4 protein-coding genes are annotated in these 14,159 nt (G+C 55.2%); all 4 read right to left on the reverse strand.

The features are described from left to right. Position 1: 1 nt before the first annotated feature. Entirely contained in the window at positions 2–2,449 is a 2,448-nt protein-coding gene (locus QEH57_RS22405) for a hypothetical protein (RefSeq protein WP_309009032.1), read from the reverse strand. 89 nt (positions 2,450–2,538) lie between these two features. Beyond that, positions 2,539–5,223 (reverse strand): VCBS repeat-containing protein, encoded by a 2,685-nt coding sequence (locus QEH57_RS22410; RefSeq protein WP_309009033.1) that lies wholly within the window; start codon positions 5,221–5,223, stop codon positions 2,539–2,541. Positions 5,224–5,225: 2 nt separating this feature from the next. Beyond that, on the reverse strand, positions 5,226–7,883 hold the full coding sequence (locus QEH57_RS22415) for a VCBS repeat-containing protein (protein ID WP_309009034.1): 2,658 nt from the start codon (positions 7,881–7,883) through the stop codon (positions 5,226–5,228). Between the two features lie 197 nt (positions 7,884–8,080). Then, entirely contained in the window at positions 8,081–11,995 is a 3,915-nt protein-coding gene (locus QEH57_RS22420; RefSeq protein WP_309009035.1) for a TonB-dependent receptor plug domain-containing protein, read from the reverse strand. Between the last annotated feature and the right edge of the window lie 2,164 nt (positions 11,996–14,159).

Raw genomic sequence — 14,159 nt, forward strand, 5'->3', positions numbered from 1 at the left:
CCTAATGCTGAAACTCAGCTTGCTGTTGCTTCGGAAGTAGGCTTATGGCGTAGGCTTTGACTTCCGGATCGGGAAAGTCGGCCTTGAGTGCCTTTGAGAGAAGGAGCAGGTTCGTTAGGGAGCCAGTTGGAAGGCGTCGAATGCGATCTGTAGTGATTTCCTCGAGACAGATCTCTAGCTGCGTTTTCGTTTCGGGAATGCGCTTAGCGTTGGCGAGGACTATCGAGGCGCTAACGCGGAACTCCCAAGGGAGGTAGAAGTCGGTTCCGGCATTGATGGATTTAATGATTTTGTCAGCGGCAAGTTTTAGGCTTTGAGGATCGCCGCGAGCTATAGCGAGTTGTGCTGTGGCTATGTGGGTAACGAGTTCCTCGGGGAAATTGTTGGCGAGCGCTTCTTGGGCCATGACGGCGAGTTGGCGGCGGCCAGTATCCAAGAAGTACTCAAAGAGACTGGCAATGGCGCTGGAGTTGTCCTGTACTTCGCCCACACGGTAGATGGTAACCCATTCGTTTTCGAAGCCTGGCACAACTGGAAGCTGGAAGGCTACGGGATAGAGCCAGCGTGGGGCGAGCCAACGGTTCAGTAGCGCTATGAAGGAGTTTTCGGGATGCTCGGTGCCGAGACGAGCGTACTCTTCAAGGAAGGTGTCCCAAGAGGGGTGGATGATGAAGCTTACCTCGCGTCCTTCTGAAAGCGCGTGCGCTTCGTCTGCGGTCGAGGCGGCGGAGAGTCGGACGGCGGTGGAAAAACCTTCAACGTTTTCTGGATACGGTGTACCGAGACCGCGAAGGCCTCCATAGTACGAAAGCGTAGCGCTCACGGTGGGCGGCGCGAGAGCGACTTCTTCAGGTATGGCCCCCCGTTTGGCAAGCCATTGCGCGAGATGGCGCTCGATGAGGCTCTCGAAGTCCTTGGTTTCCACTAGGTTGTCCGATGCTTTTCCGGTCCCGGAGTAGGAAAGGAAGAGTCCGAGCAACGCGGCGAATCCAAGAGGGGCTCCTAGGCTCCATTTGAGCGCCTGGCTGACGTGTTTGCTCGTCAAGGCGGTAGTTGCAAGTAGGAGTGTGAGAGCGGCCACTTGATTCCACCAGCCGAGTCGCGAGAATGCGAATACAGCGGCGAGCAGGACGGGGCCGAGAATTATTAACAGCGCTCGGTTCTCGCTACCTGCGAGTTTCGTCTTGTACAGATGGAATGCAAGCGAGACTAGGGTGGCAAGCGGGAGCAAAGTGGCAATCAGCATGAGGCCGGTTTCGTCTTGATTGATCCACTCAACGAAACCTGCTGCGTCTGGACCAATTGGTAGACGCGTTAGTTTTATGGATACGGGATTCAAGCTCCATCCTTCCACGGAGGAGTTTACGCTGCTGAGGTAGACGAGGCCTGCTATTGGGAGCAAGCAAAGGACGGTTACGGTAACCTTGCGGCGAGTTGAGCCTTTATTTGGCATGGACAGAAAACGTAGTAGCTCTCCGGAGCCTAACCATGCTGCGGAATAGAGCGGGTGGATAAAGTCGGACTGCCAGGACGATCCGTCCGCGATGGCGGGAGCTCGATCTATGAGCCATGCCACGAGGGTGGTGGAAGCTCCTGCAATTGCCCAGGCTCTCCATGGTAGCGGATCTGATTTTGCTTGGCGGGTGTTTAAGAAAGCGAGCAAGGTGCCGGACAGGACTATTCCGAATATGATGGGCAAGGTCCCCGCAATGCCTATCCACATCCCAAGGCCGGCAAGCAGGCCGCTTGCGATGAAGAGGCGCCGTCGCTTAGAAAGCGATGGGGGGGCGTCCGAGGGTAAGGGGGTTGGGACGGCGCTCAGGAGGGTGGCTATGGCGCCGAGATGGCAAGCGATCAGAACGGAGGATTCGCCGGGCTGACCTGGGGCGAAGGCGGTACTCAAAGGGAAGAGGCTTACGAAGCCGGCTGCAAAAATGCTCGCCGACAATGTACCGAAGTGGCGCTTGATGAACCAAGCGAGCAAAAGAAGAGTCGCTAGTTGTAGGATGGGATCGGCCCAAAGTGCGGCTTTTTCGACCGATACGCCTGTCGGATTCCCGGTGAGGAGGCTGTTTAGGAACGCTATGCTCCCGAGATACCACCGGTAAAGCGAGGAGGTTCGAACGCCTCGTCCGTCTGGGGCATTGTCGTAGTCGACGTGACGAAGGAGTAGCGTGTCTTCTTCGAAGAGCTGCTGGACCTGCATGATCCATTGAATGCTGTTCGTGTTTTTTTCGGGGACGACGAGTTTACGGAAGCCGTTTTCGTATCCAGTGGGTGAAGACGGGTCGATTGCAATTTCGTCTCCTCCGGCAAGATTTGAAACGTGGTCTATCTGCTTGATGCGGGAGGAGTGACCGAAAAGCAGCAGCAGCGAGGACGCCGCGAAGGCGAGTATCCAGCCTTTGGAGCTCAGGAATGTTGTTTGTGTCTTTGGGGCTTGAGTCACGAGTTATGGGTCTTGTCGGTGGAGGAAATTAACTGCAGGACGCACGAGAGGTGCGAGAGTGCGGTGAACGCGATGGCGGTTGATGGGGATCAGTCGTTTGTGCGGTTGAGGTAGATTTGGCTTGTTCCTTCGGACGGGGTGGCGATCAGGTCGATGTCGCCATCTTTGTCGACGTCTTGAGCGTTTAGACGCCAGTTGGTACCGGGAAGAACGAGGCCGCTCTCGGAAGGGGAGAGGCTGTTGAAGTGGCCCGTTCCATCACCGAGCAGAATGACGCCGAGACCTCCGTCGTGGTAGCCAATGACGGGATCCACGTCGTGTTCGTTTTGAGCGGCGGCAATGTCTAGATGTCCGTCGCCGTTGAAATCGGCGATGGCTACGTGGGTGATGGGGGCGATCTGGGCGAGTCCGGTAAAGGGGATGAAGGTGAGCTCATCTTCGGCGCTTGAGATAAGCGCTCCACTGCGCAGTTCGGTGACTTCACGGCGGGAGGCTTTGGAGATTGCGCTTTGACCGAGGATTTCTTGGAGCGTGGCTGCGGCGTAAGCGTTGGCACCGGGGAATTTTCGTTCGAGTGGCGGGATGAGCTCGATGAGGTCCTTTCTCGAGCGGAAGGGGAGGAGGCGTCCGTTTTCGACGTAGGCTTCGACGCGTTGCGTCTCTCGGGGATTGGCGAAGCGGCCTTCCAGAATAACGAAGGGGGCCTCGGGGCTGGCTTGGTAGCGTGTATTCAAACCGAGGTTACCGATGACGTAGTCGGGGGTCCCGTCGTTGTTGAGGTCGGCTTGGACTGAGATGAAGTCTGGGAAGAACTGTAGTCCTTGGGGAACGAGGGGCGGTGCGATGGGCTTGGAATCTTTTGTCTCAACGAGTTGCTGCAAGTTAGTGGCTAGAGGAGAGATTTCCTCTTTCCGGAAGAGTTGAGGTCCTTTATCGGAGGGGAGGATGGGCGTGGCGTTTGGTGGAGAGTTGTCTTCCGGGACGGTGTATTTGCGATTCGCCTTTAAATTGGTTAGGGTTTGCACATTCCCGCTGGGCCAGCGGATGGTGGCGGTTTGGATGGTTTCCTCTGACCCAAGGCCGAAGTGGAAGATGGGTTCGCTAGTGGAAAGGTAGCCGCGGGCATTGAGGTGTTTACGTATCTGTTTACCAGATACGATTTGTATTTCGATGGAGGCTCCGATGGCGTAGCGGTTGGATTGCTTGCCTTGGAGGGCGAATACGACGCGGTTGTCTCGGCTGTCGTTGCGGTATAGGGTGAAGGGGGCGTCGTAGTTTGCGTAGATGAGGTCGAGGTCGCCGTCGCCGTCGAAATCTCCAGTGGCGGAGCCGAAGCTGACGCCAAGGTGGTCGAGTCCCCACTCTCGCTCGACGCGTTCGAAGCCTTGCCCCTGTTTGTTGCGGAAAGCGAGGTTGCTCTCGGCCATGACGGGACTGCGTTTCATGACAGCACGCTGGGCTTGGCGGCTGACGGCCCCCATGACGCCTTTAAGGATATCGGCGTTGTGGTATTCTCGTATCATCCCGTTGGTGACGTGGAGATCGAGCCAGCCATCATTGTCGAAGTCTTCGAACCGTACTGACCAAGTCCAATCGCTGCGTGCGACGCCGAACAGCCAAGCGGCTTCGAGCATGCGGCTGGAGCGAGTGTTTAGGTAGAGTGCGTTGCGCATGCGTTGAGGCGCTGCTTCGGGGGGGCGGTTTGCGAGTTCGCGGGCGCGGGAGATGGCCATGCCCCGGTGGTCGGTTTCATGTGATGTGGGGGCCATGTCGCCGACGAAGAGGTCAATCAGGCCGTCATTGTTGATGTCTCCGATGTCGGCACCCATAGAATAGTATGGGGTGAGAGGGAGGACCGATTCGAGAACATCGGTAAAGGTTCCGTCGCCATTGTTTTGATACAGGCGATCGGGAACGGAAAAGTCGTTGGAGACGTAGATGTCTGGCCAGCCGTCTTCGTTGTAGTCCCACCAAGCGACGGAGTGGCCGGAGGTGGAGCCAGAGATGCCAGCGGATTGGGTGACTTCCTCGAAGGTTCCGTCGCCCTTGTTGCGGAAGAGCCGGTCAGGTCTCCCGTCGGGCTGTGAGATGACGTCGAGCATGTTGGTTTGCAGGTAGACGTCGAGCCATCCGTCTCGATCGAAGTCGCAGAAGGCGGCACTGCCGCTTGAGTCTTGGATGGCAAGCCCTCTTTGCTTTGCTTCTTCGTGGAAGGTGCCATCGCCTTGGTTAATGTAAAGGCGGTTGGGTGCATTGAAAGAGGTGACGTAGAGATCGAGCCATCCGTCGTTGTCCACATCAACGAAAGCTGCGCCTTGATCCCAGGGCAGGTCTTGGTCCGAGCCGCTGCCAAAGAGGCCTATCAGTCTACCTGACCAACTGTCGTCTTGAAGACTCAGTCCGGCAGACTCGGTCAGGTCTTCGAATTTAAAGTCACCAAGGTTTCGATACAGTCGTGAGCCTCCAGTCTTAGCCGCTAGAAATAGGTCGGGGAGACCATCTTTGTCGTAGTCGGCTACAGCGACTCCGGTCCCAATGGTTCCAAATACCATTTCCTGGTAGCGTTCCCCCCACATGCGTGGATCGTCGTAACTGTTGACGAGATCGATTCCGGAATGGGTTGAGGGGATTTCGGAGAATAGGGTCTGAGGGGAGGTGGGGTTGGGCGAGGAGTTGGGAGCAAGGGGCGTGGAATCGATTTGGGATCTGCCGACTAGCGTTATGGTTAGGCTAAGGCCGAGCAGGGCGAAGCTTCCTGTAAGGTATGAGCGCATGGCTAGTTGGAAGAGGTGTCTCCGGATTGGTTGCGAAAGACGAGCGGTTCTAAGCCTTCCCGTTGCACGATGAAGTCAGGTTTTCCATCTTGGTTCAGGTCTTCGATATGGATGGACAGGGCGTGTCCGTCTATGATGATGCCACTTGACTGAGGCTCTATTGCACGGAAGGTGCCATCGCCATTTCCGAGGAGAAGTTGGCCCAGTCCTCCGTCATAGCGTGAAATATGAGCGGGGACTTGGTAGTCGTTTTGGGCGGCAACGAGGTCGAGATGGCCATCGCCATCGATGTCGGCTACTCCGAAAGCTTGGATGGGAGCGATTTGGGCTATGAAGGGGAAGGGGATGAAGCGCTGGGAGCCGTCTGCTTGGCTGATGAGGATGCCGCTGCGGAGTTCTGTTATTTCGGTGCGGGTTGCCTGGTCGAGGGCTGCAGGTGGGAGAATTTCTTCGATGGATGAAGCGGCGTACTTATTGGTCGAAGGGATTCGTCGTTGGAGGGGTGGGATCGCTGCGATGAGTTCCTTTCGAGAGGCGAAGGGGAGTAGGCGACCGTCTTGGTAGTAGGCTTCGACTTGTTGGTTTGGGCTACGTCCCCCGAAATTGCCCTTGAAGAAGACGATGGGGGTTTCGGCGGTGGCTTGGTAGTGTGTATTTAATCCTTGGTTACCGATAGCGAGGTCGGGAATATCATCGCCGTTGAAGTCGGCTTCTATAGAGCAGTTCCAGAGGGTGGATTCGAGAAAGGGTGAATCCGGTTTGGGCTGGTTTTTTGGCGACGGGGATTGTGCTGGAGCTGCTTCCTTTGCAAAAATGGGTGCTGTTCTGTTGTTCTTGACCCAGCTGGGGCTGGACGATTCGGAGCTCGAGGATTCCTGGATGAGGTAGCGATGGTTAACGGGAAGATCCTCTAGGGTTTGGGTTGCTCCGCTTGGCCAGTTTATGGTGGCTGCTAGTATTTCGGTATCCTCGCCAAGGCCGAAATGGAGGACGGGTTCGCTGCTGGAAAGGTAGCCGCGGGCCAGGACGAGCTGGCGTAGTTGCTTTCCTGATTTTGTTTGAATCTCGATGGTGGCGCCGACGCCGTAGCGATTGGAGGCGGCGCCTCGGAGATCGAAGATGACTCGATTGCCCTTGGGGCTGTCGTTGCGGAGGATTGTTGGAGGGGCTTCGAGGTTGCTGTATACCAGATCGAGATCGCCATCGTTGTCGAAATCGGCGAAGGCGGTGCCGAAGCTGACGCCGACCTCCCCGAGGCCCCAGTCTTGCTCAATGCGTTTGAAGCCTTGGCCTTCTTGGTTGCGATAGGCGAGGTTTGCCTCGTTCATGACTGGGCTGGATTTCATGACTGCGAGGCGTGCTTTGGGATGAACAGTGCGGTAGATTCTTTGGCGTAGGTCGTCGTTTTGGTATTCGCGGGACATGCCGTTGGTGACGTGAAGGTCGAGCCAGCCATCGTTGTCTAAGTCGACGAAACGGGTCGACCAGGTCCAGTCGGTGCGGGCTATTCCGTAGAGCCAGGCACCCTCTCGCATTCGTCCCGTTCCATTATTCAAATACAGAGCGTTATACATGTACTGAGGAGCTGTGCCGGGGGAAATGTTTTCGTCGCGCATGGAGTAGCGGGTAACAGCCATGCCACGGTGGTCCATCTCATGGGTGGTGGGGGCCATGTCGGCGACGAAGAAGTCAATGTGCCCGTCATTGTCGATATCCCCGAGGTCGGCGCCCATTGAGGAGAAGGGTTGGTGGGGGACGACTTGATCTAGTACGTTTGTGAATGTGCCGTCGCCATTGTTGCGATACAAGGTGTCGGGCGTGGCGAAATCGTTCGCGATGTAGAGGTCGGGCCAATTGTCTTCGTTGTAGTCCCACCAAGTGGCGGAGTGGCCTAAGGTCAGCCCGGATATTCCGGCAGCGTCGGTGACGTCTGTGAATTTACCGTATCCGATGTTACGATACAAACGGTCTCGATTGCCTTCGGGGCTTGTGGTTGAGTCTAGGAGATTGGTCTGCACGTAGACATCGAGCCAGCCATCTCTGTCGAAGTCGGCAAAGCAAGCCATGCCGCTAGCACTGTTGAGAGCGAGTCCATTGGCATTCTCGGCTTCTTTAAAGGTGCCGTCGCCTTGGTTGATGAAGAGTTGATTGGGGGCATTGGAACGGCATAAGTACAGGTCTAAATCTCCGTCGTTGTCGATGTCGGCGAATGCGGCGCCTTGTTTCCAGATTTCGACGGAGCTCTCATCTTCAACCGAGCCAAACCAGCTGAGGAGTCCGCTTTCGGCTTTAGGGGCGAGGCCGGCTTTTTCGGTGGTGTCTTCGAATTTCCAGTTGCCGAGGTTACGAAATAGCTTGGAGCGACCGGTTTTGTTTACGATGTAGAGGTCGGGCTTGCCGTCGTTGTCGTAGTCTCCGACTGTGATGCCGGTACCGATGGCACCGAGCGCGAATTCTTGGTAGCGTTCGCCCCACATGCGAGGGTCAGCGTACTCGTTGTTGGCGCGAATACCTGTTTCTTCTGGGCTGAGGCGGGTGAAAAGGGTTGTGCTGCTTTTAGAGCTAGGCGGCGCGAGAGGAATGGACCGGGGGGTGGAGTTGAGGTAGCTAGCGCCAGCGATGTAAAGGGTGGTTACTGTTGTGATCGCTAGTACGCGCATATCTAAGTAATCGAGAAGTGAATACGAGAAGCTGCTGGTTAGCCTATCGCGAATCAAGCTTTGTTCGTGGGGCAAAACAAGGTTCAAAAAATGGAACAGCTGGGATCTTGCATTATGATTGTACCGTTCGTTCAGGCAAGAAAAACGCCCCCGGAAAATCCGGGGGCGCGCAAAGACGACCAATTAATATCAATTGATCAGAACGAGAATGTATTCCTAATCGACCAGGTTTCCGACGGCGCTATACGATAGCCCGCCGGCGTACCATCCGGTTGGGTCGTTATCGGTATCAGGCCATCCCCCTCAAAGGCGTTTCTAACGTTTAGCTGTATTCGCCAATCGAGATTGTCATTTAACTCCCTGCCGTATCCGATCCAGAGGTCTAGATTCGTCTCGGAAGGGCCCATATAGGGGTGTTCTAGATCGTAGCCGAGTTTTCCATCCGAATCGATTACGGGAGTATATCCAATGATAACCGAATCTTGGTAGCGAAGTCCGCCTCCTACGCTTAGACCGGCGAATTTACCATCGGTGAAGTCGTAGTTGGTGATCAAGTTAGCGCGCCATTCGCGAAGTTCCGGGACGTTTGTGCCTTCCTGAAGCTTGCGCGAGGTCCACTCGGAACCGATTTCGCGATTCCACTGGAATAGGGTCGTTTCGTTGCCGGCACCACCCCACCAGACGCGGATGTCGCCTGCCGCAGTATTGTTGAGAGCGTTCTCGTAACCAGAGATGAACTCGTTCAGCGCAGCACCACCGATATTATTGCGAACTGCCGTGGTTTTGGCGGCATTGACCATGATGTTCCAGTTTTCGGTGGGTCGCATCGTGAACTCCATCTCGTAGCCCTGCGAGGTACTGTCCTCGGTAACCGCAAGATTTTGCGGAGTTGTGGCTGAGATTCGTGTCGCATCTGTGGTTCTAAACGGGCTGTTCAGATCGATTTTCCATGCTTCGTAGAAACGTGGGTCAATCGAAGCCTGCCAAGAGCGCCATGCGGCGATCGCATTAGCCTCGCGGGCAGCGGCATCTGCGGCTGTCTCTCCAGGAGCAAGGCCATAGTTGTACAGTGAACCTCTTCCGCCGTCAACGGGGTCACCGTTGATGTCATTCCCTTGTCCATCGTTCCAAATGTCGACGTTCGGAAGGAGAAGGTCCTCCGAAAAGTTCGGCGGAACAGCGGAACCGGCGGGTCGGTTTTTGGCGATGTGGCTGATGACGTGTGACTGGTTGTCGATAGACATGTCGTATTCAAACTGGTTGGCCCAGTTGCCGCCCCAGTCTTGGGATTGTCCTACGAAACCGATATTGCTGAGAGCTGTGCTCGTACCGTTGGTAACGTTGGTCGTGAACTTGTTGAGCTTGAAGGAGTAGCGGCCATCTTTGCTTTGCACGAGTATGCCCTTGTCCCAGGTTTCGCCGGCAGGGGCGGAGATGGATTCGCCGTAGGCGTCGACGCGAGCCGATTCAGGCTGGAAGTTCGACGAGTTGTTGTAGAACAAGCTCACGCTGAATGGCAGGTTGTCCATGAGGTCGCTGACAAAAGGCAGCTGGTCGAGGTGTGTGACGATGCTGTAGCTGTGAGATTGGACCTCGAGTTGGTTTTCTCTGGCCCCTTCGAGCGTGTAGTAGGATGGGTCAAAGTCCAAGTATCCGAATCCGCCACCGTCTAGATGATCATTGGTGTCCTGGCTGAAAGATCGAGAGGTCACCGTGTCCTTGCGCCATCCATAGGTTCCGACGATGGAATCGTTGATGAGGTGTCCTTGCCAGATCAGCGCTTGGGATTCCACTTCGCTACTCTCCAAGGCAGCCCGAGTGGTCAGTCTTTCGCGGTTCGCTGCTGAGTCCTCGGACGCAGTTAAGGTGTACGGATAGTCGCGCCAGCCCACGTAGTTCAGCGGGTTCTCCGCTTGGGTGCTTAGGCGACGATCTGGCCACAAGGTCTCTGCGTCAGGATTGGAAGGGTCATAATCTGGATACTCCAGTTCAGGTGGCAGATACGCATTGTTGATCCATTCCGCTGCTGGATCGACACCTGGATAATTGCCCCAAGTTGAGTCGAAGACTCTCGTTATCGAATTCCGAGGTAGGTTAACCTTCTGGGTGATGCCTGGAATGTGTGCCCCGACGGCACTCGACGCATCCTTGAGTGAGCCACCCAAGTAGACCACGGTGCTGGGAGCGAGATCGCCATTGCTGAAACTGTTGACGTTGGCGAAGTTCATGAAGTCGATGTACCCTTGGTCCTCTATCGCGTACTGTTGCCAGTTCCGGTTTTCACGGTCGAGCGAGTCTTCGCTATAGAGGCCAGTGATTGTGCCGCTACCGAGTATGTTGGTAAACCAGTTGCCGTCCCCTTTGTCGAAGTCGTACTTGACGAAAGGAGTGACGCGGATGCTCTCGCGCATGCTCTCGTAGGAGTTGTTTCCGAATTGGCCTTTATCAGAGACGAATGGACGTCCAACGTTCGGATTTGGCGTACCGTTGTCGAAAGGTATTTCACCCGGATCCCAGCCGTCTGTGTTGCCGTCAGGGAATACTCCCATCATATCGATGTAGAGAGCCTGTTGACTTCCGGTGAGGAGTGACAGCTGACCGTTGTCGTAGTCCTGCTTGTTGTACGACAGGTCGAAACCAACCATGTCGCTCAAGTAGGTCTGGGAGAAGCTCATGGTCAAGGAGTTGAAGTTTTGCCACTCCTCCTTGTTTGGACCGTCGATTAGGTTGTTGTAGAAGTCAAAGATGGAAGGATCGGTAATGCTGTTGTTCTTGTAGACGCCAAACTCGCCGAAGGGCAGGCCTGCGTTTTTGGCGAAGTCCGACTCGGTTGCGATTCCCATCGAACGGTTGAAGTCGAAACCGCCGATTCCTCCATCGATGTTACCATCTGGCCCAATGCCTCGAGATCCTTGGATTTCCTGTTGCCAGATTTGAGGTGCTGCGCCGTCTACCGCAAAGTAGTTGATGGGACCGCCAAAAGCATCAGCGAAGCTGCCGAGGCGAGGATTGTAGTCTGGATTGAAGGCTCCAGAGTACGGACCGCCATTAACGCCCGGGCGGCCTTGGCCGTGGTTCGGGAACTGGACGTTGTCCTGCTGCAACTGGTGGGCGTTAAAAGTTTGCCTATTGAGAGCCTGGTAAACCCGAGTGTCGCCTTTGCTGACAGCTATCAGCTCTCCGTCGGGACCGATGATGTTTCCGTTGGAAATGTAGGAACCATTGTAGGTGCCGGTATCGAACCAAGGGGTGATGCGGTCGATAGGGGGCAGGGTTCTAGGGTTGTTGCTTTCAACCTTACCGTCCTCAAAGTTCGCTTTGAAGGTGGTCCTGACGCCCTCGCCGTTGAGGAAGGCAGGATCCCAGCGCAAGGCCGCGTAGATGCGTTTGTCTAGACTGTATGCGGGTTTTTGTTGATATTTTTCGTCATTGTTCAGGACGGAAAATCGCACCGCTAGCTCGTCTTCTATAAGGACCTTGTTGATGTCGAAGGCCAGCCGAATGCTATTGTTCTGGTCGAACCGTACTTCAACCTCTCCTTCGTCCTCGTAGGCAGCGCTTTTCAAGCCGACGTTTACGAGGCCGGCTGGGCTTCCCTGTCCGAACAGAATGGAGTTAGGCCCGCGTTGCAGTTCTACACGTTCGACGTTGTATCCATCCCAAGGAATGTCGGAAGTGAAGAAGTCTCGCGTATTGTCGGCGGCGGTGAGGCCGCGCACGCGCGTGTTTTGGTTCGGGTTGATGAAGTTGGACGATTCGTCGAGCAACGCTCCATCGCCTGTGCCGGCGAAGGTGCCTTGCGTGCCTCCGACTTCGGTTCCCGTGGTGTATTGCAGCAGGGATTTGTTATCGGTCGCTCCAGTGTCTTCGAGGAATTGCGTCGTGACAACGGATATTGCGTTACCGACATCGCGCAGTTTGGTGTTCAGACGATTACCAGCCAGCGTATCCACCGCTTGATAACCTTCTCTATCATTGGCCGTGACTTCAAACGGCGAGAGTTCGAAGACTTCTTCTTCCCCGCCGTCTGCGTCCTGACCGACCGTTGGCAGAGTGAGCAAGGTGCTCGCAAACGCCATGATCGTGCATGATCTTAGGTTTTGTTTTTTCATAGGTTATAGTTGATTATGAACAGGAAATCATGGCGTCGCGGAAGGTGCTGTATTCAGCTCTCGAATCGTAGGCTATGGGAGGGGGCGCTTTCCTTTTTCGAGGCTGCGGTTGTTCCGTACCGAGGCTGATGGCTTGGGCCATGGAGCTTGGGGGAGGAGCCCGATTGAACGAGCGTTGGAAATTTGCAGTTTCTAGTGGCAGGGTAGTACAGCGCGCGTTGTTGGGCGACTGGGAGCCGTTCGAGGATGTTGCGGAGAGGGGAGCTACTGAAACAGCCCGGCGAGGGCCGGTTGGGCTCCTGGGGTATCTTACTAACCTGGATGCATTGGCCTCCCCTAGATTCCCTGCCGAGTCTTCGGCAAGACGTTATCTAATAAAGGCGGATGCGATTCGTGGCTGATTGCCAATAGCTAGGTACGAACCGTTGCGGGTTCTCGGATGATGGGGGAGGGTAGGGGGTGGGTATGTTCTAGTTGGAATTGCAGCCTTGGAAATGAACAGTGTTAAGCTGCTCTAATCATAGGGGTAAGGGGGCAATCGGTGGGTAGCTTTATCAATAAAACTGATTGGTCTTATTAATATAACCGAGGTTATTCAAATGCCTGCCCTCGTCAAACCGGACTCGGTAGTATTAGATACTCTGTCCGTCTGTCTATAGAGCAGGCTTTTATCTGCGGTGGCACTGTTGATTGATTTCTATGCGGAGACCTCAAGTGGTTGCAGGAGAGTGAGTTGTTGCGAGAATGAAAAGGTCGGGAACTGCTTGGGCTTAGGATAGCTGCTGTTTTCTATATCCCAAGTTATAGGGAATATATCGACAAATCATATAGAAACGTCTCTTGTCAGCATGGTGCAGCTCTTTCAAGACCCCGTTTCGACGCTTAAGTAGATCCCCTCAGCTCATTTTCTTTTATTGAATTTGCTTCGGTAAATCAGGGCGCTCTGGTTATGCGATTGCGTTATCTTTTTGGAAATTGGAGACGCCAGTATGGGACCGTTGTGAGAGTTAAGCTTTTAGGCCGGAGTGGGATAGATGGTTGAGTTGATTGGAGTTCTTAGGACTCGTTGAGCTTATGCTTTTGCTGTTCAACGGCACAGCCGTGTCAGTCGTGGCTGCCGTGCGCGAAGTTGATGGGCTTGTCGATTAAGGGGTTGAGGCACGCCTTAGTCGTCTAAGGAGTCATCTTATCCTTTTTCTACCCGTGACTGCTCCTCTCTCTTTCCGCGAAACATTCATGGGTGGCGGCCGTTTTCCAATTTACAGCGCTTCGCCGAGCACCTGCCTTTACAGATTCTATGAAAAGGACCGTACCCTGCTTTCGCTGACTCTATTTGCGCCGCTCCTATTCGCGGGGAGCGACAAGGCCCATGAACATGGGCGCGGAAGCTTCAAAAACAAGATCGGGTTACAACTGTGGAGCTTGCGAGACTTGACCAAGGAGGATCCGGAGGTGGCCCTGGACCTGGTTAAGGCATGGGGATCGAGCAGTTGAATACTGCGGTGGAGCATTTTAACAAGTGGGAGGCAATGTTCGCGAAAGAGGGAATCCGTTTCGGCTACCCTCCCCACGGCGATGAGTTTGTCCCCCGGCGAGCTGGAAGGGGAACCCCTCCTCGATTCCATGTTTCGGAAGACAGATCCCGATACCGTCTGGTTCGAAATGGATGTCTTCTGGGTGGTGCACGGCGGGGGAGATCCCGTCGAACTCTTGCACAAGTACAAGGACCGCTGGATTGCCACCCATATCAAGGATATCAGGAAAGGAGCTCCGATCGGGAGGGGCGCCTGCCACGGACAAAGTGGCGGTTGGCACCGGTCAGATCGACTGGGCGGGAATCCTCTACTCGATCCTCATCTCCTGCCAACGCCTGGACATCCAGCCGCTGGAATGACTGACCGATCTGCTAAAAACCGACCTAGCCAAGCACGCCCCGGAAGAACGCTCGAAGCTCACGCCATCGAACTGGGCCAAGTCAAGGGGGCAGATTTAGTACCGCTTACCCAAAACGTCCCGATTCGGCCACCGCGAGTCCCTTTTCCGGCTCGTTTCGGGCTGGGGATCTTCGTTGGCTCGCGCCAAGTCCGTAGCCCAAACGCGAAAAAGCGCTTCCAGTGGAGGAAGCGCGGGAAAAGCAAAACGCATATAGCGTTTCCGGCTAGGT

The sequence above is a fragment of the Pelagicoccus sp. SDUM812005 genome (assembly GCF_031127875.1).
GTDB lineage: Bacteria > Verrucomicrobiota > Verrucomicrobiia > Opitutales > Opitutaceae > Pelagicoccus.

Coding starts and splice junctions, on each gene's coding strand:
- QEH57_RS22415 (WP_309009034.1), bottom strand. CDS start 7,883: ATGCGCGTACTAGCGATCACAACAGTAACCACCCTTTACATCGCTGGC.
- QEH57_RS22410 (WP_309009033.1), bottom strand. CDS start 5,223: ATGCGCTCATACCTTACAGGAAGCTTCGCCCTGCTCGGCCTTAGCCTA.
- QEH57_RS22420 (WP_309009035.1), bottom strand. CDS start 11,995: ATGAAAAAACAAAACCTAAGATCATGCACGATCATGGCGTTTGCGAGC.